This window comes from Ruegeria sp., from assembly GCF_040830605.1.
In the GTDB taxonomy this organism is placed as follows: domain Bacteria; phylum Pseudomonadota; class Alphaproteobacteria; order Rhodobacterales; family Rhodobacteraceae; genus Ruegeria.
Genome location: NZ_JBFOMD010000009.1, coordinates 214,649 through 240,219, shown reverse-complemented (window position 1 = coordinate 240,219; position 25,571 = coordinate 214,649). Strand labels below are relative to the sequence as shown.

General features: G+C 61.9%; 29 protein-coding genes and 1 tRNA gene. 16 read left to right on the top strand and 14 right to left on the bottom strand.

The genetic code is table 11. The features are described 5' to 3' along the window. Positions 1–4 precede the first annotated feature (4 nt). Entirely contained in the window at positions 5–1,138 is a 1,134-nt protein-coding gene (locus AB3N21_RS15095; RefSeq protein WP_367935983.1) for a polysaccharide biosynthesis/export family protein, read from the bottom strand. A gap of 96 nt (positions 1,139–1,234) precedes the next feature. Next, positions 1,235–2,530 (bottom strand): capsule biosynthesis protein, encoded by a 1,296-nt coding sequence (locus AB3N21_RS15090; RefSeq protein WP_367936144.1) that lies wholly within the window; start codon positions 2,528–2,530, stop codon positions 1,235–1,237. Between the two features lie 155 nt (positions 2,531–2,685). Here AB3N21_RS15090 and AB3N21_RS15085 point away from each other — a divergent pair, with 155 nt between their 5' ends. Continuing rightward, complete coding sequence (locus AB3N21_RS15085) at positions 2,686–3,273, top strand: riboflavin synthase (RefSeq protein WP_367935982.1); 588 nt, start codon at positions 2,686–2,688, stop codon at positions 3,271–3,273. On the opposite strand, the gene AB3N21_RS15080 is transcribed toward AB3N21_RS15085, so the two are convergent. Then, positions 3,243–4,340, bottom strand: a complete 1,098-nt coding sequence (locus tag AB3N21_RS15080) for a phosphatase PAP2 family protein (RefSeq protein WP_367935981.1) — start codon at positions 4,338–4,340, stop codon at positions 3,243–3,245. The genes AB3N21_RS15085 and AB3N21_RS15080 overlap by 31 nt on opposite strands. A gap of 134 nt (positions 4,341–4,474) precedes the next feature. Further along, positions 4,475–5,527, bottom strand: coding sequence for a proline racemase family protein (locus AB3N21_RS15075; protein WP_367935980.1), 1,053 nt, complete (start codon positions 5,525–5,527; stop codon positions 4,475–4,477). A gap of 144 nt (positions 5,528–5,671) precedes the next feature. Between AB3N21_RS15075 and ribB the strand changes: the two genes are divergently transcribed. The 4 genes from ribB to AB3N21_RS15055 all read left to right on the top strand — a co-directional run bounded on the left by ribB (position 5,672) and on the right by AB3N21_RS15055 (position 8,201). Beyond that, positions 5,672–6,793 carry a 3,4-dihydroxy-2-butanone-4-phosphate synthase gene (gene ribB / locus AB3N21_RS15070; protein ID WP_367935979.1) on the top strand — a complete coding sequence of 374 codons (1,122 nt, stop codon included), beginning with the start codon at positions 5,672–5,674 and terminating at the stop codon, positions 6,791–6,793. A 1-nt stretch (position 6,794) separates the two neighbouring features. Beyond that, complete coding sequence (locus AB3N21_RS15065) at positions 6,795–7,346, top strand: 6,7-dimethyl-8-ribityllumazine synthase (RefSeq protein ID WP_367935978.1); 552 nt, start codon at positions 6,795–6,797, stop codon at positions 7,344–7,346. Next, the gene (nusB, locus tag AB3N21_RS15060) at positions 7,343–7,825 is read left to right on the top strand and encodes a transcription antitermination factor NusB (protein WP_171174542.1); all 483 of its coding nucleotides are present in this window, start codon (positions 7,343–7,345) and stop codon (positions 7,823–7,825) included. The genes AB3N21_RS15065 and nusB overlap by 4 nt, the downstream gene beginning before the upstream one ends. A 70-nt stretch (positions 7,826–7,895) precedes the next feature. Then, positions 7,896–8,201: a hypothetical protein gene (locus AB3N21_RS15055; RefSeq protein ID WP_171174540.1), complete on the top strand. Its 306-nt coding sequence runs from the start codon at positions 7,896–7,898 to the stop codon at positions 8,199–8,201. Positions 8,202–8,429: 228 nt separating this feature from the next. Here the strand turns inward: AB3N21_RS15055 and AB3N21_RS15050 are convergent, their stop codons facing one another. Continuing rightward, positions 8,430–8,855: an SRPBCC domain-containing protein gene (locus tag AB3N21_RS15050; RefSeq protein ID WP_367935977.1), complete on the bottom strand. Its 426-nt coding sequence runs from the start codon at positions 8,853–8,855 to the stop codon at positions 8,430–8,432. After that, a complete protein-coding gene (locus AB3N21_RS15045; protein WP_367935976.1) occupies positions 8,852–9,172 on the bottom strand; it encodes an ArsR/SmtB family transcription factor in 321 nt (106 codons plus the stop codon). The genes AB3N21_RS15050 and AB3N21_RS15045 overlap by 4 nt, the downstream gene beginning before the upstream one ends. Positions 9,173–9,287: 115 nt before the next feature. Between AB3N21_RS15045 and AB3N21_RS15040 the strand changes: the two genes are divergently transcribed. Then, complete coding sequence (locus tag AB3N21_RS15040) at positions 9,288–9,719, top strand: MmcB family DNA repair protein (protein ID WP_367935975.1); 432 nt, start codon at positions 9,288–9,290, stop codon at positions 9,717–9,719. A gap of 3 nt (positions 9,720–9,722) precedes the next feature. Here AB3N21_RS15040 and AB3N21_RS15035 read toward each other — a convergent pair whose 3' ends face one another. Beyond that, positions 9,723–9,911: a DUF6324 family protein gene (locus tag AB3N21_RS15035; RefSeq protein WP_367935974.1), complete on the bottom strand. Its 189-nt coding sequence runs from the start codon at positions 9,909–9,911 to the stop codon at positions 9,723–9,725. Between the two features lie 77 nt (positions 9,912–9,988). Between AB3N21_RS15035 and AB3N21_RS15030 the strand changes: the two genes are divergently transcribed. Further along, on the top strand, positions 9,989–10,471 hold the full coding sequence (locus AB3N21_RS15030; protein ID WP_367935973.1) for a GNAT family N-acetyltransferase: 483 nt from the start codon (positions 9,989–9,991) through the stop codon (positions 10,469–10,471). A gap of 47 nt (positions 10,472–10,518) precedes the next feature. After that, a tRNA-His gene (locus AB3N21_RS15025) sits at positions 10,519–10,595 on the top strand. Between the two features lie 53 nt (positions 10,596–10,648). Here AB3N21_RS15025 and AB3N21_RS15020 read toward each other — a convergent pair. Further along, on the bottom strand, positions 10,649–10,951 hold the full coding sequence (locus tag AB3N21_RS15020) for a DUF6476 family protein (RefSeq protein ID WP_367935972.1): 303 nt from the start codon (positions 10,949–10,951) through the stop codon (positions 10,649–10,651). Here AB3N21_RS15020 and AB3N21_RS15015 point away from each other — a divergent pair. Continuing rightward, a complete protein-coding gene (locus AB3N21_RS15015; protein WP_367935971.1) occupies positions 10,950–11,984 on the top strand; it encodes an RluA family pseudouridine synthase in 1,035 nt (344 codons plus the stop codon). The genes AB3N21_RS15020 and AB3N21_RS15015 overlap by 2 nt on opposite strands. 145 nt (positions 11,985–12,129) lie before the next feature. Beyond that, on the top strand, positions 12,130–13,026 hold the full coding sequence (gene rpoH / locus AB3N21_RS15010; RefSeq protein WP_171174524.1) for an RNA polymerase sigma factor RpoH: 897 nt from the start codon (positions 12,130–12,132) through the stop codon (positions 13,024–13,026). 70 nt (positions 13,027–13,096) lie between these two features. Here rpoH and AB3N21_RS15005 read toward each other — a convergent pair whose 3' ends face one another. Together AB3N21_RS15005 and AB3N21_RS15000 are read right to left on the bottom strand one after the other, a co-directional pair. Then, positions 13,097–14,272, bottom strand: coding sequence for a fasciclin domain-containing protein (locus AB3N21_RS15005; protein ID WP_367935970.1), 1,176 nt, complete (start codon positions 14,270–14,272; stop codon positions 13,097–13,099). A 312-nt stretch (positions 14,273–14,584) separates the two neighbouring features. Then, positions 14,585–15,763, bottom strand: a complete 1,179-nt coding sequence (locus AB3N21_RS15000) for a dipeptidase (RefSeq protein WP_367935969.1) — start codon at positions 15,761–15,763, stop codon at positions 14,585–14,587. A 178-nt stretch (positions 15,764–15,941) separates the two neighbouring features. Here AB3N21_RS15000 and AB3N21_RS14995 point away from each other — a divergent pair, with 178 nt between their 5' ends. Next, complete coding sequence (locus tag AB3N21_RS14995; RefSeq protein WP_367935968.1) at positions 15,942–16,916, top strand: Gfo/Idh/MocA family protein; 975 nt, start codon at positions 15,942–15,944, stop codon at positions 16,914–16,916. 88 nt (positions 16,917–17,004) lie between these two features. After that, positions 17,005–17,274 (top strand): DksA/TraR family C4-type zinc finger protein, encoded by a 270-nt coding sequence (locus tag AB3N21_RS14990; RefSeq protein ID WP_367935967.1) that lies wholly within the window; start codon positions 17,005–17,007, stop codon positions 17,272–17,274. A gap of 105 nt (positions 17,275–17,379) precedes the next feature. Here the strand turns inward: AB3N21_RS14990 and AB3N21_RS14985 are convergent, their stop codons facing one another. From AB3N21_RS14985 to AB3N21_RS14970, 4 genes are all read right to left on the bottom strand, one after another. Continuing rightward, a complete protein-coding gene (locus AB3N21_RS14985; RefSeq protein WP_367935966.1) occupies positions 17,380–17,793 on the bottom strand; it encodes an ankyrin repeat domain-containing protein in 414 nt (137 codons plus the stop codon). 120 nt (positions 17,794–17,913) lie between these two features. Then, a complete protein-coding gene (locus tag AB3N21_RS14980; RefSeq protein ID WP_367935965.1) occupies positions 17,914–19,734 on the bottom strand; it encodes a M3 family oligoendopeptidase in 1,821 nt (606 codons plus the stop codon). A 73-nt stretch (positions 19,735–19,807) separates the two neighbouring features. Further along, positions 19,808–20,776 (bottom strand): alpha/beta hydrolase, encoded by a 969-nt coding sequence (locus AB3N21_RS14975; protein WP_367935964.1) that lies wholly within the window; start codon positions 20,774–20,776, stop codon positions 19,808–19,810. Beyond that, positions 20,776–21,066: an SCP2 sterol-binding domain-containing protein gene (locus tag AB3N21_RS14970; protein ID WP_171174508.1), complete on the bottom strand. Its 291-nt coding sequence runs from the start codon at positions 21,064–21,066 to the stop codon at positions 20,776–20,778. Before AB3N21_RS14970 ends, AB3N21_RS14975 begins: the two co-directional genes overlap by 1 nt. Positions 21,067–21,180: 114 nt before the next feature. Here AB3N21_RS14970 and AB3N21_RS14965 point away from each other — a divergent pair, with 114 nt between their 5' ends. The 4 genes from AB3N21_RS14965 (at position 21,181) to fdxA (ending at position 25,393) form a co-directional block, all read left to right on the top strand. Next, positions 21,181–21,705: a tetratricopeptide repeat protein gene (locus AB3N21_RS14965; protein ID WP_367935963.1), complete on the top strand. Its 525-nt coding sequence runs from the start codon at positions 21,181–21,183 to the stop codon at positions 21,703–21,705. Positions 21,706–21,734: 29 nt separating this feature from the next. After that, a complete protein-coding gene (locus AB3N21_RS14960; RefSeq protein ID WP_367935962.1) occupies positions 21,735–24,611 on the top strand; it encodes a helicase-related protein in 2,877 nt (958 codons plus the stop codon). Between the two features lie 6 nt (positions 24,612–24,617). After that, on the top strand, positions 24,618–24,989 hold the full coding sequence (locus AB3N21_RS14955; protein WP_367935961.1) for an RNA-binding S4 domain-containing protein: 372 nt from the start codon (positions 24,618–24,620) through the stop codon (positions 24,987–24,989). Between the two features lie 65 nt (positions 24,990–25,054). Further along, positions 25,055–25,393, top strand: coding sequence for a ferredoxin FdxA (gene fdxA / locus AB3N21_RS14950; RefSeq protein ID WP_171174500.1), 339 nt, complete (start codon positions 25,055–25,057; stop codon positions 25,391–25,393). Positions 25,394–25,571 lie beyond the last annotated feature (178 nt).

Below are 25,571 nucleotides of genomic sequence, written 5' to 3'. Positions count from 1 at the left end.
GCCGTCAGTTGCCGGTCAGCGTCGCGACATTGGCAACAGGGGTCAGACCGCCGGCGATCAGCGAAATGGTCTTGGTCCATTGTGCGTAGGGCGCTTCGGTCACATAGATCGTGTCGTCGTCCCGGATCACGAAATCACGGGCTTCGAACAATCCGTTGGGCTCGGTCAGGTTCAGCACATAGATCATGCGTTGCGCCCCCTGAAGGTCGTTCCGGCCCAGAACCTGACCGGCGATTTCGGCCGGTTCGTTGCGCAGAATGAAGATCCCTGTCGGATCAGACGAAAGAGATTGCAAGCCACCGACCTGCGCAATCGCCTCAAGCGCGGAAAGGTCCTGACTTTCAAACGGAACCCGGGCCTGGCTGGCGGTGGCGCCAAGCGCGGTAAAGGACCGGGTATCCTGTTCGACCAGAATGCGGTCGCCGCCGCGGAGTGCGATGTCGAGCTGCGGATTGGTGAACAGATCCTGATACCAGACCTGTCCTTTTTGGTTGCCGCGGATCACGGTGACCTGCGCGATTTCCGGTTCGACCGAAACTCCACCGGCCTTGGCCAACATATTGGCGAGGGTCCGGGTCGGGCGTTCGATCGGGTAGACGCCGGGCGCGCCAACGGCGCCGGTCAGCGAAACGGTCGCGCCATCGCCAGCAACGCGACGGACCTGAACCTGAGGATCCGGCGTCTGCTCTTCCAGCTCTTTGGTGATCACGGCGCGCAGTTGCTCAGGCGTGTTGCCCGAGGCGCGGACCCGCCCGGCATAAGGCACGAAGATAAACCCGTCGCTGTCGACCTGCACTTCTTCCAGAATGGTTGCGTTGCTGGTCTCGCCTGCCAGCAGGCCATCATCGACGTTTTCCCAGACGGTCAGGCCCAGAACGTCGCCGGGTCGGATCGTGTCTGCGGTCAGGTTGGACGCGCTCTGGAAGGCAGGGGAAAACCCAAGCGCCGGAACCACCGCAGTTGCGCGCGTAACACGGTCGTTCACTTCAACAACGAACGCGTCGCCGTTGTTGAGCACGGAACCTTCGAAGATTTCGCGCTTGTTCGGCCCGACTTTGGGCAGTGTGCACGCGGCCACAATGGAAAGCGCGGCCAGAAGGGCGGTGCATTTGGCCCAACGGAAAGAGGGGGTTTTCACTGTTTGGGGTCCTCGACCGGTTCTGTTTCTGCCTCAGGAGTTGGCGGCAAAGTACCGAAATCGGCCGCGGTTATCCAGCCTCACGGCGCGCTTCGCTCAGGTCACAACCTGCAAGTGTTGCCGTGCTGCCGCTTTTCCAGAGGTCAAGGCCTGATAGGGATCTTCGTGGCTGAGCACCATATCGACCACCCGGCGCAACAGTTGCCGACGTCCACGGCGCGAATAGAAACCGCCCGGAATCTGGCTGGTTTCAAGCAGATAGTGGCGGTAATCGCGATAGGCACGGCTGTCGGGGCGGTCGGGGGCTGCAAAAAATGCGCTGATCGGTTGGGTCGAAACGAACTCCGGTTTCGCATAAACAGCGGCTCCAAACACACGCAGCGGAATTCCCCGCCAAAGCGCCTGCTGACCGGCGGTGGAATTCACCGTGACCGCGCTGCGTGCATCGTCAAGCAACTGGGCCAGCTTGCCCCCGGGCACGTAGTGGATGCGGTCGGTCAGGCCATACCGCTTTGCCAATTGCCGGATTTCCCGGCGCAGCGGAACCCGGTAGTTTTCAAGCGGATGCGCCTTGATGACAAGATGATGGTGACGCGGTGCGCCGTGCGCAAACCCCTCGAACACACGATCCAGAAACTCGGTCATCGACGCAAAGGGCGAGTGATTCTGGAAAGAGCTATCATGTTCCAGTTGCAGCAGCACCAGATGATAGGGAAAGCCGCCATTGCGAATGTTGCGCGTTGCCTGCCTGCGCTGAAGCCAGTGCAGCGGCATCATCAGCAAGCGCTTGAGATACAGATGAAACTCGCGCGACACCGGCAGGTCGCGATGGGGTTGGAAATTGCGATAGCGGCGGTTCCAGAACATCACGAACCAGTGGTAAAGCGCCCCATAGAACAGATGTTGGCGCATGTCGCCCCAATGTGATGGAGGCGGGGGAGCTTCTGCATCAGACTGAACCAAAGCGGCCTGCATGTGGGCGACCGGCATCTCCATCAGCCGCGAATGCCCGTTCGAACCGCCGCGCTCGTAAGTGACCCACCAGGGGCGCAGATACCCCTCCTCGAACACGTGCAGGGTCAGCCCGCGTGCCCGTGCGGCCTCAGTGGCGCGGGCATGGATGGGCCGGGTGTCGCCATAGAGCACGATGTCGGTCACACCGTGCTCTGCCAGCAGGGTATCGAGGGTGTCCGGCCATTCAGCAAGTGTGCCCCGATAGGGAATATAGCTGTCCTTGTGAAACCAAAAGGCACGGTCCCCGGCATTGAACCCGACACGCAGCACGGTAGCCCCCGCCGTGCGCAGCATCTTTGCCAACGCATCGAAGAACGGGCCGTGCGGGCCCTGAAGAAACAGGAACACACGTCCGGAAGGGGCCTCGTTAAGTGTCATACGGTCCATTTGCGGTGGTGGCGGTTGATTCAGTCTGGCAGAAAATTCCGTCGAAACTACGGCATGGTGCATCCCGATGGCAAGGTGGGGGCTTGTCCACAGAGGCAGGGGGCGTTACCCCGGCCATGAATGCTGGTCCTGAAAGGGTTGAGAACATGTTTACGGGCATCGTCACAGATATCGGCACCGTGGTGGAACTGGAAAAGCGGGGCGATCTGCGGGCGCGGATCGCAACGAGCTACGACACTGCGGGTATCGATATCGGCGCCTCGATTGCAAGTGACGGTGTCTGCCTGACGGTGATCGCGCTGGGCGACGACTGGTACGATGTCGAAATCAGTGCCGAGACGGTGTCCAAGACCAATCTGGGGACCTGGACCGAAGGCAAGCGGCTCAACCTGGAGCGTGCTTTGAAAGTCGGGGATGAACTGGGCGGTCACATCGTCTCGGGACATGTGGATGGCGTGGCCGAGGTGGTGGCCGTCGCGGACGAGGGGGACAGCACCCGCGTCACCCTGCAGGCGCCCAAGGAACTCGCACGGTTCATCGCTCCGAAAGGCTCGGTGGCACTGAACGGTACGTCGCTGACGGTGAACGATGTCGATGGCTGCGATTTCGGCATCAACTTCATTCCGCACACCAAAGAGGTGACCACCTGGGGCGACGTGGCGGTGGGCGATGCCGTCAACCTCGAGATCGACACGCTGGCCCGTTACGTGGCCAGACTTGCCGACTGCGGATAGTTTTCGGTTGCGCCGAACCGCCGTGTCAGGATCTTGGCCACCCACCAGAACAGCGCTGCCAATCCGATCGAGAGATATCCGTCGACCGCGTAATGCCATCCCAAATGGACCGATCCGATCAGGATGACACCGGTAAAGGCCGTCAGCAGCCATCCCAGCGCCTTTGAATAGCTGAAGCCGAACAAGGCAACGACCGCGCTGGTGGCCACATGCATGCTGGGCATGGCCGAGATGCCTCGCATGCCGCTTTGAGACTGATAGCCCTCAAGCAGCTTCTGCTGTAGTTCAAGTGCCCAAACGGGGCTGATTTCGTTCAACTGCTTCAGCCTCTCCATCTGTCCGGCATAGGTGTCGCCAAAGCCGAAGGCTTCGTAATAGACCGGGCCCACGGAAGAAAAGAGTGTCGCAAGCAGGCTGCCGCCGACGGCCCAGGTCAGTGCGAACGCGACCAGAAAGACGGTCCCACGCTCGGGATCGCGGCGGTCGAAGGCGGCCGCAAACACAGCCAGGTAAATCAGCGCGAACCAGGCGTGATAAGCCACGTTGATTGCGCTCGTCGCGGTTGGAGAGCCAAACAGCGGCCAAAGCAGGGTCCAGACATCGGCCCCGCCATGCAGGCTGCGGTCCAGTGCGGCAAAATACGTGTCCCACTGAAACGGATTCACGACCGGGATCAGATCTTTAAAAAACGCGTAGCTTGCGGACATCAGCGCGATGAGCATAAAGCACAGGATGCCGTCCACCGGATGCGTGACGTCGCGCAGGATTGAGCGCAAATCGGACATCAGCCATCGGACCGGTTTGTCGGGTTTAACCCGAAACAGGCAGTGGATGAACCGCCAGACAATAATGCCGGTGCCAATGATGATCAGGAACAACTTCAGGATATCCAGAATAGTCAGCACAACCGGCGGCACCCTAGTCCAAAAAGGGATCCCCATGAAGAGGCCTACCGCTGCGGCTGCAAATGTGTAGATCAGCACCAGAGACAAGAACAGACGATTTCGTCTCAGCGTTGCAGCCAACGCTGAGCCTGCGGTCGAGAGCGCAGTCAGTACATGCGTCATGTCTTTTGCCCCCTCCGGCTTGCGGCAACAGTTTGTTGCGAAAACAGATACGGTGGGGCTTTGACGCTCGTTCGACAGGATTCAGGCATTTTTGCGGCGTGCGGGCGCCGCCAAGCTGTGCCATGGGCCACTTGCTACCACATGTCTCCGACCGTGTAGCCTGCGGGAAACGGGTCAGAGGGATCGAGCGTCCAGTTTGTCGTGCCGTGGATCCAGCCCTGACCGGACAATGTTGGGATAATGGCCGGGTAGGGACCGACCGTGGTGGTGTCGGTGATGCGCCCGGTGAAAGTGGTGCCCAAGGGTCCCGCGTTTACGTAGTCCTCGCCCGCGTTCAGCAGCCCGCGTGCATGCAGCACCGCCATCTTGGCGCAGGTGCCGGTGCCGCAAGGGGAACGGTCCAGGATGCCCGAGGCGTCCTGTGGCCGCGCCGGATCGTAGGGGCCGGTCGAGATGGTGATGGCTCCGCGCCCGTGGGTGCCCTGGACAAGGGGCGGGCCCCAGAGATTGGTGATGGTGGGCCCGGTGATTTGCGGGTTTTCCGGGTGGACTACGGGGAGTTGTTCAGCCGTGGCATGACGGATCGCTTCCGAGACGCGAACGATCTCGGCGCCATTCTCCGCATCAAGCGACACGCCCAGTTTTGCCGCCTCGACCAGCACGAAGAACATCCCGCCCCAAGCCACGTCCACATGGACCGTGCCCAGACCCGGCACCTCGACCGGTGCATCAAGATGCATGGCAAAGGCGGGGACGTTGCGAAACTCGACGCGTTTGACCTTGCCGTCCTGGCATTCCGCCTTCACCCGGATCAAGCCCGCAGGCGCTTCAAGCGTCAGTTCGGTCACCGGCTCGACCATCGGCAGGATGCCGGTTTCCAGCAGCACCGTAACCACGCAGATCGTGTTCGAGCCGGACATGGGCGGATACTCCATCTGCTCCATGATGATGAACCCCGCATCGGCGGACGGATCGCAGGGCGGCACTATCGCATTGCAGCAGAGCCCGGGATTGCCGCGCGGCTCGCGCAGCATCAGAAGGCGTACGTCGTCGAGGTTTTTCTGCATCCAACGCATCTTTGCGAACACCGTCTCACCCGGGATGTGCGGCAGGCCGCCGGTGATGACGCGGCCCGGTTCGCCCTCGGCATGGGTCTCGACGGCGGTGATCATGCGGGATACGCGCATCCGGAACTCCTCTCTTCCCTTGCCGGGACGCTATCCGCCCTTTCTACGCCGCGTCCAGCCCTGCCGATGCCGTTTGCGGTCTGGTCTTTGGCGCATGGGTGGTCTATCCCGCCACACAAGAGATGCTCAGCGAAAGGCTGCCCCATGAGCTTTGAAACCCCGGGTCCGGTCGAGGCCCAGCTGCGCGACGCGATCAGCCCGATCGAAGAGATCATCGACGAGGCGCGCAAGGGCCGGATGTATATCCTGGTCGATCACGAGGATCGCGAGAACGAGGGCGATCTGGTGATCGCCGCCGAGTTCGCCGATGCCGAGGCGATCAACTTCATGGCCACGCATGGGCGCGGGCTGATTTGCCTGCCGATGACCGCCGAGCGGATCGACCTGCTGGGGCTGCCGATGATGGCGGTCAACAACTCGTCGCGGCACGAGACCGCCTTTACCGTCTCGATCGAGGCGCGCGAGGGGGTGAGCACCGGGATTTCCGCCGCCGACCGGGCGTTGACCGTGGCAACCGCGATCAACGAGCAGAACACGATGGCGCATATCGCGACGCCAGGCCACGTCTTCCCGCTGCGGGCCAAGCGGGGCGGGGTGCTGGTGCGCGCGGGCCATACCGAGGCCGCGGTGGATATCTCACGGCTGGCGGGACTGAACCCCTCGGGTGTGATCTGCGAGATCATGAAGCACGACGGCACCATGGCGCGGCTGCCCGATCTGGTGGCGTTCGCCAAGGAACATGGGCTCAAGATCGGTACCATCAGCGACCTAATCGCCTACCGGTCGCGCAACGACAATCTGGTGGTCGAAACCTCGCGCGAGACCATCGCTTCGGAATATGGCGGCGAGTGGGAGCTGCGGATCTTCACCGACCAGACCCATGGCATCGAGCACGTGGTGATGATCAAGGGCGATATCTCGACGCCTGAACCGGTGCTGACCCGTACCCATGCGCTGCATGAGGCGTCGGACGTGCTGGGCCTCGGCCCGAAATCGCCGCAGGAACTGCCGCGCGCGATGCAGAAGATCGCCGCCGAGGGGCGCGGCGTGGTCTGTTTATTCCGTCAGCCGCGCAACTCGCTTTACGCCAGCGAGGACGAAGGGCCGCGCACCATCAAGCAGACCGGGCTGGGGGCGCAGATCCTGTCCAAGATGGGGCTGCACGAACTGGTGCTGCTGACCGACACGCCCGAGACGAAATATCTGGGTCTGGATGCCTATGGGCTGTCCATCGTCGGGACCCGACCGATTCTGAAGGACGACTGACATGGCCGGACAAGAAACCCACTATATCCTGCCGCGTGCCGAGTTCGATGCACCGGTGAAGCTGCTGATCGTGGTGGCGCCCTACTACAAGGACATTGCCGACAATCTGGTCGCGGGTGCGAAGGCCGAGATCGAGGCTGCCAGCGGTACCTGGGACATCGCCGAAGTGCCCGGCGCCTTGGAGGTGCCCACCGCCATCGCCATGGCCGACCGGCAGTGCAATTTCGACGGTTACGTGGCACTGGGCTGCGTGATCCGGGGTGAGACCACGCATTACGACACCGTCTGCAACGACAGCAGTCGGTCCATTCAACTGATGGGCCTGCAGGGGCTTTGCATCGGCAACGGCATCCTCACGGTCGAGAACCGCAAACAAGCCGAAGTGCGCGCCGATCCCGCCGATCAGAACAAAGGCGGCGGGGCTGCTGCTGCGGCCTTGCATCTGATCGCGCTCAGCCGTAAGTGGGGCGCTTCCAGAAAGGGGGTCGGCTTTAAACCGCCGTCCGAGTCGATCCTTCTGGCAGGCGACAGCAACGGACCCAAGACCGCATGAGCACCAAAGACGCGCCCAAACCGGGCAACCGGAAACGTTTGATGAAATCCGCCGCGCGGCTTTATGCCGTGCAGGCGCTGTTTCAGATGGAGCAGTCGGGCCAGACCATCGAAGCCGTGGTCAACGAGTTTCTGGATCACCGGTTCGGCGCGGTCTATGAGGGCGACGAGATGCTGGACGGAGATATCTCGCTGTTCCGCAAGCTGGTCGATGACGCCGTGAACTATCAGGCGCAGATCGACCAGATGACCGACCGGGCATTGGTGGCGAAATGGCCGATTGCCCGCATCGACCCGACCTTGCGCGCCGCTTTTCGCGCCGCAGGCGCCGAATTGACGCATCACGACACCCCGCCCAAGGTGGTGATCAACGAATTCGTGGACATTGCGCGGGCCTTCTTCCCCGAGGGCCGCGAGCCGAAATTCGTCAATGCCGTGCTGGATCACATGGCGCGCGAGGCGCAACCCGAGGCGTTCTGACACGCCTTTGTGTGCTGTACCCGGGTCTAATATGCGCTAAACTGAATGTCAGAGCGCAAGGAGACTCACCATGCCCAAACTGATCCGCCTCTACATCACCCAGGTGGCCATCGGATTCGTGATCTCGGCGGTGTTCGTCGCGCTGCTTCTGGTGCTGAACGTGGCCAATCTGAGGGGTCTCATCTTTGGCTCTGACAGCGGACTGATCGCGCTGGGCATGATCTGGTTCATGAACGGCATCGTCTTTGCCGGGGTGCAATTCGCGTGGAAGATCATGAGCATGGCGGAAAAACCGAAAGGTCCCCGCCGTGGCACGCCCGTTGCGCACGCGATCAAACCGACGCTGATCCGGCAGGAGGCTGGCGCAAAACGCTAACCCTGATCTGAGCAACAGGAGGGGAAGTGTGGCGGGACCACCAGTCAACCGTGCGGCTTTGATTCCCGAGGACCTGTATTTACAGGTGGGCGCCAGATAATCAGGCCAGGACCTGAACAGAGCCAGCTCCCTCGGAATTGCTTAAGGCCACCGGAATGCTGCCTGTCACGAGAAGGGCAGACCCCGCCGACCGCCTAAGTAGGCCTCCCGGCGGGGTTGCACAAGGGGTCAGGCTGGAACAGTTTCGTTGAGCGCCTCGCGCATCTCGCCAAAATGACCGTCCCAGCCCTTGTCCAGCGCCAAAACCAGACCGAACGCCTCGGCGCCCTGCGGCAGGCCCTCATGCAGCAGCGACAGCTTGGTGCCGCCCGCGACCGGTTCCAGCGTCCATTTCACCACGCTGATGGCATCCCCCATGGGTTTGACGGTGAATGTATATTCCAGATACTCCGGCGGCCGCGCAGCGCGCACCTCGCCCCAGATCAGCAGATCGCCGCTGGTGGTGCCGTACATCTCCAGCTTTTGCCCCGACGCCAGCGGGCGTTCGGGCTTGTGGAACCATTCGGCCAGCCGATCCGGTTCGGTCAGATAGGCCCATACGGTTTCGGGTTCGGCGCGCAGGTAAATGGATTTCTCCAGAACGGCTTGGGTCATTTCTTTTTCCTTTCAATGGCTTCTTTCAGATCGGCAAGGCGGTCGTCCCAGAACTGGTCGAAATAGCTGAACCAGTCGAGAACCGGCTCCATGCCCTGCGGGTTGAGCCGGTTGACGCGCTCGCGCCCCCTTGGCTCGACAGTGATGAGGCCGCCATCCGAGAGCACCGTCAGATGCTTTTTCACTGCCGCGCGGGTCATGTCGAACCGCTCGGTCAGCTGCGCGATGGTCATCTCGTCCGCGGCCAGCATCCGCACGATGTCGCGCCGGGTCGGGTCGGCCAGGGCGCGAAAGGCGTATTGGGTCTGGTCGGTCATGGTACCTCCTTAAGTGATACCGTTTGGTATCCTATTTAATAAGATACCCTTTGGTATCATGTCAAGTGCGCCACGTGCCCTTGATTTTTGTTCATGAATTGTTCACCTTTGGCGCATGACACTGGATTTGCAGCCCGGACAGAAACTCGCGCGCGGCGTGGCGCGGCACCTGGCCAGCCATGGCTTTGTTTCCGTTGAGGAATTTGTGCCCGCACGCGGATTGCGCGTGGATGTGATGGGGCTGGGCCCCAAGGGCGAGCTGTGGGTGATCGAGTGCAAATCCAGCCGCGCCGATTATCAGTCGGATGCCAAGTGGCAGGGCTATCTGGAATGGTGCGACCGGTTCTTCTGGGCGGTCGATACCGACTTTCCGACCGACCTGCTGCCATCGGAAACGGGATTGATCATCGCCGACGCCTATGACGCCGAAGTCATTCGCATGGCTCCCGAGGACAAGATCGCACCGGCGCGGCGCAAGAAGCTGATCCAGAAATTTGCGATGGACGCGGCACGGCGCCTGCGGGCGCTGCGCGATCCGAGGCTTTAGGGCTCAGCCCTTCACGGCGCGCGCGGCCTGAGCGGCGGCACGAATCTCCTCGGCGATTTCCTCGGCCTCTTCCGGGTCGAAATCCATCGGGATCTCGATATCTCCTGCTTCGATAAACAGGCGCACCATGCCCTGATCGGTCGGCCCGATCTGCAGATTCGCCTCGATATCGCGCTCGGTATTGATGCTCATGTCAGCCTCCGGAGATGAGCGTTTGTGCTAGCCCGCAACGGGTTGAGAATCAAGCGGGCTTTGCGGTCAGATGGGGCATGAGTGATGTCACCCTGCGCCCGTTCCGCCCCGATGACGCCCCTTGGCTGGTTGAGTGTCACGGCACGCTTTACGCCCGCGATGAAGGGTTCGACGACACCTTTGGGCAACTGGTCGTGCAAATCCTCGACGATTTCATCGCCGATCATGACCCGACGCTCGAAAGGGGCTGGATTGCCGAGCAGGACGGCCACCGGCTGGGCAGTATCTTCTGCGTCAAGGCCGGAGAGTCCACGGCCAAGCTGCGCCTGTTCCTGCTACTGCCCGAGGCGCGGGGCAGGGGGTTGGGCAAGCGTCTGCTGCACACCTGCATGGGCTTCGCGCGGGATGCCGGATATCGCGACATGCGGCTCTGGACCCATGAAAGCCACCGTGCTGCTTGCGCGCTTTATGCAGCGACGGGCTGGCAGTTGGTGGACAGCAAACCGGTGCATTCCTTCGGGGTCGATCTGGTCGAACAAAGCTGGAAAATTCAGCTCTAAGCCCCTTGCATTCCGCAGGCCGGTTGGGTACATCGCCCTTCACAAGTGCCGCCTTAGCTCAGTTGGTTAGAGCGCTGGATTGTGGATCCAGAGGTCCCCTGTTCAAGCCAGGGAGGCGGTACCATCCACCAGGCCCGCGAATGTCACTACAACCGCCCTTTTCGGGACGTGTTTCCGTTACTCGATTGTGATTTCCTGCCGCATCCGGCCGGTGGTTTTATCGAAAATCAGAATGCGATTGTCGTCGGTCACCACTGCATACCAGTTCGAGCCGATCGTAACCGCCTGGGCCTTGGCACCGTCGGGCAATTCGACCTGATCGGGCAGGGCGGGGGTACGATCCGACAGGCGGATGACAATCAGTGCGAATGTGACTAGAACCCCGCCAATCATCACCGCGGTCAGTAGCATGACCATGCGCCGAAGCAGTCTTAGCTGCGGCGTTTCCTGCGGTTCCTGGGGGTCGGAAGGGACAGTCATGGGCACCCGCCTGATAGAATTCACCATTGCGGCCGCGCCGCCGCCCCGCCTTGATAAGGCGCTTTCGCGGGATGTGCCAGCCGAGGCGGCCCTGTCGCGGACCCGCCTGGCACGGCTGATCGCCGAAGGCGCCGTCCGGGTCGATGGCGTGGTGGTGACCGACGCCAAGGCGCGGGTGGCCGAGGGCGCCGGGATCATCATCACCGTGGAAGAGGCCGAGGACAGCCATATCGGCCCCGAGGATATCCCGCTGGACATCGTGTTCGAGGATGCCGATCTGATCGTGGTCAACAAACCTGCGGGCATGGTCGTGCATCCGGCGCCGGGCTCGCCCAGCGGCACGCTGGTCAACGCGCTGCTGCACCATTGCGGTGACGATCTCTCCGGGGTGGGGGGCGTCAAGCGGCCCGGCATCGTCCACCGGATCGACAAGGAAACCAGCGGGTTGCTGGTCGTGGCCAAATCCGATGCCGCCCATCAGGGTCTGGCCGCCCAGTTCGAGGCGCATAGCGTCGAGCGCTATTATCGCGCGCTCTGCTACGGGGTCCCGGACGCCAACGATCCCCGGCTGCGCGGGGTCAAGGGGGTGAGTTTCGAACCGGGCAATGTCCTGCGCCTGACCACGCAATTGGCGCGACACAAGACCGACCGGCAGAAACAGGCGGTGCTGTTTCACGGTGGCCGTCACGCCGTCACGCGGGCGCGGATAGTCGAGCCGTTCGGCACGCCTCCGGTTGTGGCGCTGATCGAATGCTGGCTGGAGACCGGCCGCACCCACCAGATCCGCGTGCATATGGCCCATGCAGGCCACGGCCTGATCGGCGATCCGGTCTATGGCGGCAAGCGCAAACTGGCGCAAAAGGCACTGCCTACGCAGGCGGCAGAGGCGGTGCGTGCGTTTCCCCGGCAGGCGCTGCACGCAGCGATCCTGGGCTTTGAACACCCTGTAACGGGGGAGCATCTGCGGTTCGAGGCCCCGATTCCTCAGGACATGGCAGGCCTGATCGCCGCACTACGCGCGCCGCTGACATGATTTGCACATGCGCGTGATACACGCATTCTCATGTTTCCTTAATGGAAGCTTAATCACAATATAGTAGCCCCACCTCTTGAAAGGGCAACATGGATGACCCATATCCATGTTAAAGCCATAAACATTACAAGGAGGGACACGGAATATGGCAAATTATGCAAACCTCCCCGCACCCACTCCGGAAGGCGGTCTTAACCGCTATATGCAGGAAATCCGCAAGTTTCCGCTGCTGGAGCCGGAAGAAGAATACATGCTGGCCAAGCGCTGGGTCGAAGAGCAGGACACCGAGGCCGCGCATAAGATGGTTACCTCGCACCTGCGGCTGGCCGCCAAGATCGCCATGGGATACCGTGGTTACGGCTTGCCGCAGGCCGAGGTAATATCCGAGGCCAATGTCGGCCTGATGCAGGCGGTCAAGAAATTCGACCCGGAAAAGGGTTTCCGGCTGGCGACCTACGCGATGTGGTGGATCCGCGCCTCGATCCAGGAATATGTCCTGCGGTCGTGGTCGATGGTGAAGCTGGGCACAACTTCGGCGCAGAAAAAGCTGTTCTTCAACCTGCGCAAGGCCAAGGCCCGCATCGGTGCACTGGAAGAGGGCGACCTGCGTCCCGAGAACGTGGCGCAGATCGCCACCGATCTGGGCGTGTCCGAAGAGGACGTGATCAGCATGAACCGCCGCATGTCCGGTGGCGACGCGTCGCTGAACGCCACGGTCGGAACCGAAGGCGAAGGCTCGATGCAGTGGCAGGACTGGCTTGAGGACGAAGACGCCGACCAGGCGGGCGACTACGAGGCCCGCGATGAGCTGGAGGCGCGGCGCGAGTTGCTGGCCGAGGCGCTGGCGGTGCTGAACGACCGGGAAAAGGACATCCTGACCCAGCGCCGTCTGATGGATCAGGCGGTGACGCTGGAAGAGCTGAGCACGCAGTACAAGGTCAGCCGCGAGCGCATCCGCCAGATCGAGGTGCGGGCGTTCGAGAAGCTGCAGAAGAAAATGCGCGAACTGGCCCGTGAGAAGGGGATGCTGACCTCGGCCTGACCTTACGCTTCTATCAACCAAAACAGCCCGCTGATCACGGCGGGCTGTTTCATTTGGCTTCGGCCTGCGATCACGCGAAGATAAAGTCGCTTTCCGAAAGCTGGCTCTCCCAGACCCCCAAAAGTTTGATGCTGTCGCCGTTTTCCAGTTTGATGGTGGTTCTGAAGAACCCACCGTCGATATCGTCCTCGATATCCGCAAAACTGGTAATACCGTCGTAACCCGACAGGTCGATCTTATCGCAGCCCGCCCGGAACCCGACGATTGCATCGTCGCCGTCGCCTTGCTCGAAAACGAACGTGTCGCTGCCCCAGCCGCCGGACAGCAGGTCATTTCCCGCGCCACCGTCGATCAGATCCTTGCCGCGGCCACCGTGAATGACGTCGTTACCCTCGTCACCCCTAAGTATGTCGTTTCCGCGCCCGCCTTTCAGCAGATCGTTGCCTAAACCGCCATCGATCGTGTCCTTGCCTGAACCGCCATGGATGATGTCATGGCCGTCTTCGCCACGCAGCAGGTCAGCCCCGCGGCCGCCGAACATCAGGTCGTTTCCGGTGCCGGCAAGGGCCACGTCGTTGCCCTTGCCGGTTCTGATCACATCATTGCCGCCGTTGCCATCGACGAAGTCATTGCCCCTGCCGGTGAAGTAGAATTCATCCGAGTCGTCGCCCAGGATGAAGTCGGTGTTTTTCTGCGTCAGAATATCCGTCACCGAAATCGGCAACAGCACGCCGTCCAGAACGTGGATTATCCCGTTTGTGGCCTTGATATCAAAGGCGATGAGGCCGGGATCATGGATACCATCATCCGCGTCACCCAGGCTCGGGGGCATGCTTGCCAGATTGAGCTTCAGATCCCCGCCTTGTAGCGTGCCAATGGCCGCGCCGTTCCCCAGACCTGCTACTGCTTCAAGGTTGAACTTGCCGTCAACCACATGATATTTCAGGATTTCCGACAAAAGCGGGACCGGATCGCCGCCGCCAAGAAGCGTCAGGGCCTCGATGATATAGCTGAGCGCTCCGTTTTCGTCCGAGCCTTTGAAACCCAGAGTCTGGGCAAGTCCGATAAAGGCCGCGTCGTTCGGGGCAAATACGGTCAACGCGACGTCGTCGCTGTTCAGCGTGTCCGCCAGCCCCGCAGCAATGACCGCTTCGCGCAGCAGGTCGAAATCGCTGTTGTCGGTGTCAAAAGTCCCCGGGGCGCCGCTGTTCAGCACGATGCCGGTCAGTGTTTGTGTCGCTTCCATTCTGCTTTGTCTCCCACCCTGTTTGCACGTCCTCGCAACAGAAGGGCGCAAGGAATGGCCGGCATCTGATTTGCGAGGATGTTTGGGGTACGGGGCAAATGATGCCGTGGATCAATGGCCGGGGAGGCCACCGATGGTGATGGCCGATGTCCGCCAGCCGAGTTCACTGGCAATCACAGTCGGGCCTCATCGGGTAAAGATCAGCTTTCTTGAGATTCCAAGTGCCTTGGCGACCGCAATGTTCGGCCCGCAAGGATGTGTTTTTCAGGCGGCTTGCCAGTGCAAACTGTCCGGCTCTCCCGCAATCCGACGTTACTGCAAACGGTCTCGCAAAACGCGGATCATGTTCTCTCCCATGACCTTGCGGATCTGCGTTTCGGTGAGACCAGTCTCCATCAGGGCAGATGTCAGCGCGGCCAACTCCGACGTGTCGAACGCGGTTTCCACGGACCCGTCGTAATCCGAGCCCAGCGAGACGTGGTCTTCGCCAACGGTCTCGATCGCGGCCACGATCATCTTGGCGATGCCCGCGGGCGTGATGTCGCCGCAGGTTACATCCGCCCAGTATCCCATGCCGATGACGCCGCCGGTGACGGCGATGTCGCGCATCAGGTCATCGGGATAATTGCGCTTGACCGGGCAGAACCCGTGCAAGCCGGTGTGACTGACAACCAGCGGGATGTCGGTCATTTCCAGCACGTCGCGGGCAACCTGCGGGCTGGAATGGGCCAGATCGATTACCACCGGGCGTTTGGCCAGTTCCGCCACCACTTCACGCCCGAAATCGCTGAGGCCGGAATTGGCCTGCCCGTGCAGCGAGCCGCCCAACTCGTTGTCGAAGAAATGCTGCAGGCCGAACAACCGGTGCCCGGCCTCGTATATCGGGTCCAGGTTGGCCAGATCGCCTTCCAGAGGGTGGCCGCCCTCGATGCCGAGAAGGCCGCCGACCACCTGTTCGCCGTTTGCCTTGGCGGCCAGAACCGCCTCCAGATCGGCGGCGGATTTGATGATTTTCAGGCGGCCGTCCGAATTAGCCTCGAAGGCGTGAAGCTTTTCGGCCTGATAGATCGCGCGCTCCCGCAGGGAACCCCAAGTGCGCAGGGGCCAACGCTGACCCACGGCAAGCACGGTGATGTTGTCAAAGGCGTCTGCGGCGTTGTTGTCATAGTTCTGACCGGCGGGCGATTTGGTCACGGCGGTAAAGACCTGCACGGCCACATTGCCCTCGATCAGGCGCGGGATGTCCACCTGGCCACGGGTGCCCCGCTTGGTCAGATCGCGGCTCCAGAGCAGCGGATCGGCGTGCAGGTCGCCCACGATCAGTGTTTCATGCAGCGCCGCAGCCGCATCGGAAACCGGATAGGGGGCATGGTCGATGACATTGTTGCGCCTTTCTTCGATATAGGCGGGCAGAAACCCGAAAAAGACCACCGCACCGACGACAAGCGCGACCAGCGCAAGGCCGCAGAGCCATTTGACCAACCGAAGCATAGTTCCATCTCCCTGAGCTGTTGCTGAAAGAGTACGCGCCTCGTCGCGAGAAAAAAGAATGACTTTGCGTCGGGCCCCGTCCGCATGAGCCGGACGGCGCTGACGGTGCGTGTACCGGACGGGGTTGCGGGGGCGGTTTGCCCAACTATGGTGGTGGTCAATTGCAGGGAGAGGACACATGAACGAACCGGTCCGCTGGGGCATTTTGGGTGCGGCAAAGTTTGCACGCGAATACATGGGGCCGGCAATCCATGCCGCAAATGGGGCGGCGCTGACGGCCCTGGCCACGTCCAGCCCGGAAAAGGCGCACCCGTTTCAGGCGTTTTGCCCGGACCTGAAAACCCATCTGAACTACGAGGATTTGCTCGCTGACCCGGATGTGGACGCGGTCTATGTCCCGCTACCAAATCACATGCATGCGGAATGGAGCCTGCGGGCGCTCGAAGCGGGCAAGCATGTGTTGTGCGAAAAGCCGATGGGCATGCGGGCCCCGGACTTCGACGCCCTCATCGCAAAACGCGATGAGACCGGCTTGCTCGCCGCCGAGGGCTACATGATCGTGCATCACCCGCAATGGCAACTGGTCCGGCAACTCATCTCCGACGGGGCAATCGGAGCGTTGGTGCATGTCTCGGGCGCGTTCAGCTTCGACAATCGCGCCGACACCGGGAATATCCGCAACCGCGCGGAAACCGGCGGCGGCGCGCTGCGCGATATCGGCGTGTACGTGATCGGTTCCGCGCGATTTGCGACCGGGCAGGAGCCGGTCTCGGTCACCTCGCGGATCCGATGGGAAGACGGGATCGACGCGTTCACCGAAATCCAGGCGACCTTCCCGGGATTTACCTATTCCAGCTACGTCTCGATCCGCATGCACCCCTATCAGGAGATGGTGTTTCACGGTGAGAAAGGCCTTATTCGCCTGACCGCACCGTTCAATGCCCGCGTGTTCGGCGAAGCGAGAGTGGAGTTGCACCGCCCCGGTCTTGAAGTCCTCGTGACACGGTTCCCGGCGGATAACCACTACAAGCTCCAGGTCGAGGCATTTGTCCGGTCCGTGCGAGAGGGCGTTCCCTATGCCTGCCCGCTGGAGTTCTCGCGCGGCACGCAGGATATGATCGATCAGGTCTTCGATAAGGCCGCCGCGCTGTGACCCACGGCGATTGCGCGGCCCCGGGCGGCTTGCCTCGCGCGGGCCGGGTCATCTACTCTGTCCGGACAACGAACAACGGATATGAGCCATGGCCGGAGGTTGGGCGCGCGACGGCGCGGTAAGCGAACAGATTGAAGCCTCGATCAGCGATGAACTGGCGCGGATGCAGGCGCAAAAACGGCCTTCGGGCGAGAGCCTGACCCATTGCGCCGAATGCGAAGAGCCGATCCCCGAGGCACGGCGCGTGGCGTTGCCGGGGGTGAAGCTGTGCATTGACTGCCAGCAGGAACGGGACCGCGCCTTCAAAGCACGCGGCGGCATCAACCGGCGGGGATCGAAAGACAGTCAGTTGAAGTGAGTTTGGCGATGGTCCGCATGGAGGCTGCAATCAACGAAAGCTGAAATCCATATGAGTTGACTTTGGTCTGGGTGCCCAACGCAAGGGATCCTGGCCGCGCTTGCCTTATTTATTGCCGATCTCTGCCTGTAGGATTTTGGCGACTTCCTGATATGTCTTGCGAGATGGTAAATCTGGAAACTCATCGAATGCACCTGCCGCCGCTCGCCGTGCGAGCTCAAGCCGCCCATCGGTGTCGGCATCGCGATTGATCAGCATGCGGACAATGTCCATTCGCCCATACATGATTGCGTAGTCGAGCGGCGTGGCGCCGCGATCCTGATCTTTCCTTTCAATGTCTGCACCGTAGTCGAGAAGCAATTCGACGATCTGAAGCCGGTTACGAAAAATCGCCCAATGGATAGGCGGTGGCGTTTCATCCGGCGCATTCGCCAGCTCCTTGTTCGTGTCTAGAACGTCGCGGGCCAGTTCAGGCTGGTTATCATCGATTGCGCGATAAAGACTCTGCGAAGAATACATTTCGGCAGACCTCGTTGAGGGGGTGCTCAATGCTAACACGGGCATCCGAAAACAGCCAATGACCGCTCTGTTCGCCACAACATACAGCCGCCCAGGCTGTTGGCGGCCTGGATCAACATCTCACCCTTCCATCGCCTCCAATTCGTCGATGAAGCCCGAGATCATGCTGAGGCCCTTGTCCCAGAATTTTGGGTCGCTCGCATCAAGGCCAAACGGTGCCAGCAGGTCCTTGTGGTGTTTTGAGCCGCCCGCCTTGAGCATCTCGAAATACTTGTCCTCGAACCCGTCAGCGCCGGATGCGTAGACCGAGTAGAGCGCGTTCACCAACCCGTCGCCGAAGGCATAGGCGTAGACGTAGAAGGGCGAGTGGACGAAGTGGGGGATGTAGGACCAGAAGGTCTCATACCCTTCCATGAACTCGAAAGCGGGGCCGAGGGATTCGGCCTGCACGGACATCCACAGTGCGTTGATGTCGTCGGGGGTCAGTTCGCCCTCGCGGCGTGCGGCGTGGAGTTTGCATTCGAAATCGTAGAACGCGATCTGGCGGACCACCGTGTTGATCATGTCCTCGACCTTGCCCGCCAGCAGCACCTTGCGCTGTTCGGGCGTTTCGGCCGCGTCCAGCATCTTGCGGAAGGTCAGCATTTCGCCAAAGACTGATGCAGTTTCGGCCAATGTCAGCGGGGTGGAGCTGAGCATCTCACCCTGACCGGCGGCCAATACCTGATGCACGCCATGGCCCAGCTCATGCGCCAGCGTCATCACGTCGCGCGGTTTGCCGAGATAGTTGAGCATCACGTAAGGGTGCACTTCGGTCACCGTGGGGTGGGCGAAAGCGCCCGGAGCCTTGCCGGGTTTAACGGCGGCGTCGATCCAGCCTTTCGAGAAGAAGGGCGCCGCGATCTCACCCATGCGCGGGTCGAAGGCGTTGTAGGCATCCATCACCGTTTTCTCGGCCTCGGCCCAGTTCACGATGCGGGTGTCTTCCATCGGCAGCGGCGCGTTGCGGTCCCAGACCTGCATCTTGTCGAGGCCCAGCCATTTGCGTTTCAGCTCGTAATAGCGGTGCGAGAGCTTGGGGTAAGCGGCCACCACGGCCTCGCGCAGGGCCTCGACCACCTCGGGTTCGACATCGTTCGACAGGTGCCGCCCGGTCTGCGCCGTGGGCATCCCGCGCCAGCGGTCGATGATTTCCTTTTCTTTGGACTGGGTGTTGTGGACACGGGCGAATGTCTTGACGTTCTCCTGAAACACCCGTGCCAGCTCGCGCGAGGCGGCCTCGCGTTTGGCCCGGTCCTGCTCGGTCAGCAGGTTCAGCGTGCCCTCGATGTTCAGCTCTTCGCCATCGACGGTAAAGGTCAGCCCGGCGATGGTTTCATCGAAGAGACGTTCCCAAGCGTCGCCGACCACGCCCAGATCGTGCAGGAATTTCTCCAGCTCGTCGCTGAGTTGATAGGGTTTCATCGCGCGGATGCGACGGAAGACCGGCTCGTACCGGGCCAGATCCGCATTGGCAGCGAAATGGGCCTTGAGCGCCTCATCTTCGATCCGGTTCAGCTCCAGCGTGAAAAAGACCAGCGGCGTGGTGTGGATCGTGACCCGCTCCTGCATGTCCGACATGAACTTGGCCCGGTCGGCATCGGTGGTCAGCTGGTAATAGCGCAGGCCCGCAAAGGACATGATACGGCCCGCGATGGTGCTGATCTTTTCGTTGCGCAGCACGCAGGTCAGCAGCCCCTCGGCGTCCAGATCGGCCAGCTTGCCCTCGTAATCGGCGGCGAAACCAGCGCATTCCTGTTCCAGCCAGTCCAGATCGCGGGCCAGTTCAGGGGCGTCCTCCGAGGTGTAGAGATCGGTCAGATCCCACTCGGGCAGGTTGCCCAGATCGTCGGCGCCGCCGGTGGCGTTGGCATCGCGAACGGGAAAGGGAAGGTTGAGCATCGGACACCTCGTGAAACTGCGTTTGCCCACATCTAAGCGTGGGGCGCATGGATCACAAGCGAGCAGGTCCGGGTCAGGCGCTCTGACGGGCGCCGTCCGGCTGATCGCCCGAGAACAGCGCGGCCAGTTGGTCGAAGACCGGGCCGCGAATGTCGGCGGGTTCCATCAGCACCTCATGCTCGCCATCGGGGATTTCGACCAGCGTGCCGCGCGGCCAATTGGCCATACGCCGTCGAATCGCCTTGCGATCGACGATCTGTTCGTGACTGCCCAGGAAAGTCAGGCAGGGCACGTCCGGGGCGGGCTTGGCCATCAGATACTGGCATTCTTCCAGCGCCTCGCGCAGCCAGATGGTCGAGGGCGCTCCCAACGCAAGCTCAGGATGCGCCGCCAGTTGATCCTTCATCATCTGATACATGTCCGGATCGCGGGTCAGCATGTTGCCCTCGAAAGGTTGCGAGACCACATAGCTTTCAAGTGTTGTTGTCGGCGGCGTTTTTTCTCCCAGTCCGATCCTTGGGCCCCAATACGCGGTCAATCGGCTAAGCGGCTTCATGATCGGCGTAAAGAAAATGCCCCACATCGGCCCGGTAAAGCCGCAGGACGCGAAACAGCCGCGCTCGTAAACCGCCCGCAGCCCGATGGCGCCACCCATCGAATGGCCGATCACGTGCCAGGGCTTCGGGAGTTCCAGCGCCTCGGCAAGCTCCAGTACCACTGCCACATCGTGTTGATAGTCGGGAAAATTCTCGACATGGCCTACGCGCGGATCGGGCAGCAAGCGGTCGGCCAGCCCCTGACCGCGCCAGTCCACTGCCAGAAAGGCGAAACCGCGCGATACGAATTCGCCCGCGGCGTTGCCATATTTTTCTATATATTCAGTCCGGCCCGGGAACATCATCACCGTGCCATGTTCCTGATCCTTGGGGCGCCAGTGGCCAACGCGAATCCGGAAACCGTCGGCGGTCTGCAGCCAGTGGGCCTGACCGCCGTCGGGTCCGCCGGCCATATCGTCGAACAAAGGGGCCGGCGTCAGTGTCATCAGGCCAGCACCGATGCAAGCTTCATGGCGATGCCCATATCGCCGTCCACGCTCAGCTTACCGGACATGAAGGCGCCGGTCGGGTTCAGATCACCGCTCAGGATTTGCTCGAAGGTGTCGGCGTCGGCGCTCAGCGTCACATCCGCCTCTTCGTCGCCAACCCGTGCGCCGTTGGCGTCCAGGATGATCGCGCCCAGATCGGCGATGGCAAACTTCGCCGAGGCGTCGAAATCGCCGCCCGACAGTTTTTCGTTCAGTGCGGCCGCGGCCTGCTCAAGAATGTCGCTCATGTTCTTCCTCATGTTGAAACGGCGCCGTGATTGGACTCCGACAGACGCCACGCTACAGTGACCTTTGTTATGAGCATTGCACACCCCAATCTCAAAGGTACCGTTGCGGCAATCATGTTCATAGTCATGTATTCCGTGACTGGACATGCACAAGAGGCGGATTCCAGCAACGAATCCGCCCTGCTCGGCGCATTATTGCAGGCCGATCCGGCGCAGGCGCAGCGGCTGGAACGGCAGTTGCAGGCGTTGTGGGACAAATCGGGTTCGGCCTCGGCTGACTTGCTGCTGGAACGTGGCCGCGATGCGCTGGAGGCCGGTGACACCCATGCCGCGATCGAACATCTGACGGCGCTGACCGATCATGCGCCGGATTTTGCCGAAGGCTGGCACGCCCGCGCGTCGGTCTTTTTTGGCATGGAGCGCTACGGTCTGGCGCTGGCCGATCTTGAGCATGCGCTGACGCTCAACCCAAATAATTACGATGCGATCTATGGGCTTGGCCTGATCTTCGAGGCCTTGGAACGGCCCGAGCAGGCTTATGAGGCCTACTCCCGCGCGTTGGCTATACATCCCCATCACGAGGAAGTAACCAAGGCCGTGAATCGGCTGAAGCCCCAGATCGCGGGTAAGGCACTCTAAAGTCCCGGACAGCGGGGCAGGGGGCAAAGGTGAGCGGGTCATCCCGAATCGTGGCCGTCTTGGGCCCGACCAACACAGGCAAAACGCACTACGCAATCGAACGGATGCTGGGGCACCGCACCGGTGTGATCGGCCTGCCGCTGCGGCTGCTGGCGCGCGAGGTCTATGACAAGATCGTGACGATCCGTGGCCCCTCGGTGGTGGCGCTGGTCACCGGAGAAGAGCGAATCGTGCCGCCCCGCGCCCAATACTGGGTTTGCACGGTCGAGGCGATGCCCGAGGGCATGGGCGCCGATTTCGTCGCCATCGACGAAATTCAGCTCTGCGCCGACCCGGAACGCGGCCATGTCTTCACCGACCGCCTGCTGCGGGCACGCGGCACGCATGAGACACTGTTTCTGGGGTCCGACACCATGCGCGGCCCCATCGCGGCGCTGGTGCCGCAGGCGCAATTCGTCCGGCGCGAGCGGATGTCGCAGCTGGTCTATTCCGGCTCGAAAAAGATCAGCCGCATGCCGGCGCGCAGTGCCATCGTCGGGTTCTCCGTCGAAAACGTCTATGCCATCGCCGAGTTGCTTCGGCGGCAAAAAGGGGGCGCTGCGGTGGTGATGGGCGCGCTATCCCCGCGCACGCGGAACGCGCAGGTGGCGCTCTATCAGAATGGCGAGGTCGATTATCTGGTCGCCACCGATGCCATCGGCATGGGTCTGAACCTGGACATCAACCACGTGGCCTTTTCCGCGCTCAGCAAGTTCGACGGGCGGCGGATGCGGCCTCTGGCCCCGAACGAGCTGGCACAGATCGCGGGCCGGGCCGGGCGCGGTATGTCCGACGGTACCTTTGGCGTCACCGGTGAGGCACCGCCGCTGGATGACGGTGTGGCGCAGGCGATCATGGACAGCCGCTTCACGCCGCTGAAAAAGCTCAACTGGCGCAACGCGGCGCTGCGATTCGGTTCGATCGACGCCCTGATCGCCTCGCTCGAGGCCAGCCCGGACGGCGAACACTTGCTCAAAGCGCGCCCAGCGGACGACCTGAATGCGCTCAAATCGTTGGCACAGGTGGCCGAGGTTGCGGCGCGTGCCAGCGACGGTACCTCGGTTCGGCTGCTGTGGGACGTCTGCCGCATCCCCGATTTCCGGGGCATCAGTCACGCCGAACATGCCGGGCTGCTAGAGGTGATTTACGGCCATTTGCACGAACGCGGCGCCATACCCGAGGATTTCATGGCGCGGCAAATCCGCCGCATCGACCGCACCGACGGAGATATTGATGCCCTTTCCAAACGGCTAGCATATATTCGCACGTGGACATATGTCGCGCAGCGGAATGGCTGGGTGCGCAACGAAACCCATTGGCGTGCCGAAACCCGCGCTGTAGAAGACAGGGTGTCGGACGCTCTGCACGAGCGTTTGACGCAGAGATTTGTGGACCGGCGTACATCAGTTCTGCTGCGCCGGCTCAAGCAAAAGGAGGCCCTTTTGGCCGAAGTGAATGACAAGGGTGAAGTGACCGTCGAAGGCGAATTCGTCGGGCGTCTGGAAGGGTTCCGGTTCATCCCGGACAAAAGCGCACAAGGCGCCGAGGCGAAAGCGTTGAAAGCCGCGTCTCTGCAGGCGCTGGCGCCGCAATTCCACCTGCGTGCCGACCGCTTCTACAACGCACCTGATACCGAAATTGATTTCACCGATCAGGGCGGCCTGATGTGGGGCGAATATGCCGTGGGCAAGCTGGTTGCCGGGGCGGAACCGCTCAAGCCGATGGTCGAGGTGTTTGTGGATGAGGCCGCAGGCCCGGATGTCGAACAGAAGGTGCAACGCCGTCTGCAGCACTTCATCGACCGCAAGGTTGCGGCCCTGTTCGAGCCGCTTCTGGGCCTGTCGCGTGACGAGGAGCTGACCGGCTTGGCCCGTGGCTTTGCCTTCCGCATGGTCGAGGCGCTGGGTGTGCTACCGCGCGCAGATGTGGCGCAAGAGGTCAAGGATCTGGATCAGGAGGCCCGCGGCGTCCTGCGCAAGCATGGCATCCGGTTTGGCCAGTTCACCATCTTCATGCCGCTTTTGCTGAAACCGGCTCCGACCCGTCTGCGTCTGGTGCTGTGGTCGCTGGCCGGCGGTCTGCAGGAATTCCCCGAGGCACCGCCGCCGGGTCTGGTCACCGTGCCCACCGCCAACGATGCGCCCAAGGGCTATGACACCATGTGCGGCTACCGCGCTGCCGGCGAACGGGCGATCCGCATCGACATGCTGGAGCGCCTGGCCGACATGCTGCGTTCCGAGGACAGCCGGGGTGGGTTCGAGGCCAAGGCCGATATGCTTTCGATCACCGGCATGACGCTGGAGCAATTCGCCGACCTGATGCAGGGGCTGGGTTACAAGGCCGAGCGCGGTGAGCGTGAAAAGGTCAAACCGGCACCGGTCGAAGCCACACCCGAAACAGCGGAAGCCACCCCGACCGAAGCAGAGGCAGAAGCGCCCGAGCAACCTGCCGCCGAAGAGACCCCGGCACCCGGGACCGCACCGGAGGAGGTCGCTCCGCCCGCCGAGGCGCCAGCCGAGGCCACCGACAGCACCGAGGCGGCAGCCGAGGCTCCGGCCTCCGATGCCGCAGCGGACGAGCCTGAGATCGAAGTGTTCTACACCTTCACCTGGGGTCGTCAGCGTCAGGCAAATCGCGGCCAGGGTCATCGGGGTCGTGAGCAGCGTCAGGGCCAGGGTAAAGGCAAGCCGCGCGGCAAACCGCAAGACGGCTCCAGAAAATCCCATGGCAAACCGCACGGCAAGAAAGGCGGCAAGCCTCAGCAGGGCGCCAAGACCTTCTCGTCCCGTCCGCCGAAAAAGGAAAAGGCCATCGACCCTGACAACCCCTTTGCCGCGGCGCTGATGGGGCTGAAGGAGGGCAACTGACCCCCCATGGCCGACGCACCGGCAAAGCTGCGGATCGACAAGTGGCTGTGGCATGCGCGGTTCTTCAAAACCCGCAGCCTGGCCGCTAAACAGGTCAGCGGCGGCCATGTGCGTGTCAACTCGAACCGGGTCCTGAAACCGGCGCAAACCGTCGGGCCGGGTGACGTTCTGACCTTTGCCCAGGGGCGACAGGTGCGGGTGGTCCGCATCGAGGCCCTGGGTGAGCGGCGCGGTCCGGCGCCCGAGGCGCAGACGTTGTACACGGATTTGACGGAAAAACAGGACACCCCGCCGCTAAATCCGAAATATGAGGGAAAGGGTCGTCCCTCCAAGCGGGAAAGGCGGGCGCTTGATCTTTCTCGCCGCTCTGACGACTGATCCTCCCTTGAAGAAGGGGGCACTCTGATTTAGCTAGTCGCCCAAACCACAAGTGGATTCCGACCATGACCTACGTTGTCACCGATAACTGCATCGCCTGCAAATATACCGACTGTGTCGAGGTGTGCCCGGTCGACTGTTTCTACGAAGGTGAGAACGCGCTGGTCATCCATCCCGACGAATGCATCGACTGCGGTGTGTGTGAGCCCGAATGCCCCGCCGACGCGATCCGCCCCGACACCGAGCCGGGGATGGAGGAGTGGGTGGAATTCAACCGCAAGTTCTCGGAGCAATGGCCGGTGATCGTGACCAAGAAAGACCCGCTGCCCAACGCCGAGGAACGCGATGGCGAAGAGGGCAAGCTCGAGAAATACTTTTCGGAAGCGCCGGGCGAGGGCGGCTGAGCGATTCGCGCGCGCTCTTAGGGGGACTGTTGGCCAGAGCGGCGGTCAGACCCCTGAAAACATGAGACTTACCAGAAGGTGACCCATGGTCAGCTTCCGGTCTGTTGGTTTTTGTGATATGTTAATACTTCAAATGATGAAAAAGATCGGGATGCGCTCCGAAAGTATGCTCGCTTTG

Bases quoted from the DNA above. Each gene is read 5' to 3' on its own strand.
- AB3N21_RS15090 (WP_367936144.1), bottom strand. From the start codon at position 2,530: ATGACACTTAACGAGGCCCCTTCCGGACGTGTGTTCCTGTTTCTTCAG.
- AB3N21_RS15085 (WP_367935982.1), top strand. From the start codon at position 2,686: ATGTTTACGGGCATCGTCACAGATATCGGCACCGTGGTGGAACTGGAA.
- AB3N21_RS15080 (WP_367935981.1), bottom strand. From the start codon at position 4,340: ATGACGCATGTACTGACTGCGCTCTCGACCGCAGGCTCAGCGTTGGCT.
- AB3N21_RS15075 (WP_367935980.1), bottom strand. From the start codon at position 5,527: ATGCGCGTATCCCGCATGATCACCGCCGTCGAGACCCATGCCGAGGGC.
- ribB (WP_367935979.1), top strand. From the start codon at position 5,672: ATGAGCTTTGAAACCCCGGGTCCGGTCGAGGCCCAGCTGCGCGACGCG.
- AB3N21_RS15065 (WP_367935978.1), top strand. From the start codon at position 6,795: ATGGCCGGACAAGAAACCCACTATATCCTGCCGCGTGCCGAGTTCGAT.
- nusB (WP_171174542.1), top strand. From the start codon at position 7,343: ATGAGCACCAAAGACGCGCCCAAACCGGGCAACCGGAAACGTTTGATG.
- AB3N21_RS15055 (WP_171174540.1), top strand. From the start codon at position 7,896: ATGCCCAAACTGATCCGCCTCTACATCACCCAGGTGGCCATCGGATTC.
- AB3N21_RS15050 (WP_367935977.1), bottom strand. From the start codon at position 8,855: ATGACCCAAGCCGTTCTGGAGAAATCCATTTACCTGCGCGCCGAACCC.
- AB3N21_RS15045 (WP_367935976.1), bottom strand. From the start codon at position 9,172: ATGACCGACCAGACCCAATACGCCTTTCGCGCCCTGGCCGACCCGACC.
- AB3N21_RS15040 (WP_367935975.1), top strand. From the start codon at position 9,288: ATGACACTGGATTTGCAGCCCGGACAGAAACTCGCGCGCGGCGTGGCG.
- AB3N21_RS15035 (WP_367935974.1), bottom strand. From the start codon at position 9,911: ATGAGCATCAATACCGAGCGCGATATCGAGGCGAATCTGCAGATCGGG.
- AB3N21_RS15030 (WP_367935973.1), top strand. From the start codon at position 9,989: ATGAGTGATGTCACCCTGCGCCCGTTCCGCCCCGATGACGCCCCTTGG.
- AB3N21_RS15015 (WP_367935971.1), top strand. From the start codon at position 10,950: ATGGGCACCCGCCTGATAGAATTCACCATTGCGGCCGCGCCGCCGCCC.
- AB3N21_RS15020 (WP_367935972.1), bottom strand. From the start codon at position 10,951: ATGACTGTCCCTTCCGACCCCCAGGAACCGCAGGAAACGCCGCAGCTA.
- rpoH (WP_171174524.1), top strand. From the start codon at position 12,130: ATGGCAAATTATGCAAACCTCCCCGCACCCACTCCGGAAGGCGGTCTT.
- AB3N21_RS15005 (WP_367935970.1), bottom strand. From the start codon at position 14,272: ATGGAAGCGACACAAACACTGACCGGCATCGTGCTGAACAGCGGCGCC.
- AB3N21_RS15000 (WP_367935969.1), bottom strand. From the start codon at position 15,763: ATGCTTCGGTTGGTCAAATGGCTCTGCGGCCTTGCGCTGGTCGCGCTT.
- AB3N21_RS14995 (WP_367935968.1), top strand. From the start codon at position 15,942: ATGAACGAACCGGTCCGCTGGGGCATTTTGGGTGCGGCAAAGTTTGCA.
- AB3N21_RS14990 (WP_367935967.1), top strand. From the start codon at position 17,005: ATGGCCGGAGGTTGGGCGCGCGACGGCGCGGTAAGCGAACAGATTGAA.
- AB3N21_RS14985 (WP_367935966.1), bottom strand. From the start codon at position 17,793: ATGTATTCTTCGCAGAGTCTTTATCGCGCAATCGATGATAACCAGCCT.
- AB3N21_RS14980 (WP_367935965.1), bottom strand. From the start codon at position 19,734: ATGCTCAACCTTCCCTTTCCCGTTCGCGATGCCAACGCCACCGGCGGC.
- AB3N21_RS14975 (WP_367935964.1), bottom strand. From the start codon at position 20,776: ATGACACTGACGCCGGCCCCTTTGTTCGACGATATGGCCGGCGGACCC.
- AB3N21_RS14970 (WP_171174508.1), bottom strand. From the start codon at position 21,066: ATGAGCGACATTCTTGAGCAGGCCGCGGCCGCACTGAACGAAAAACTG.
- AB3N21_RS14965 (WP_367935963.1), top strand. From the start codon at position 21,181: ATGTTCATAGTCATGTATTCCGTGACTGGACATGCACAAGAGGCGGAT.
- AB3N21_RS14955 (WP_367935961.1), top strand. From the start codon at position 24,618: ATGGCCGACGCACCGGCAAAGCTGCGGATCGACAAGTGGCTGTGGCAT.
- fdxA (WP_171174500.1), top strand. From the start codon at position 25,055: ATGACCTACGTTGTCACCGATAACTGCATCGCCTGCAAATATACCGAC.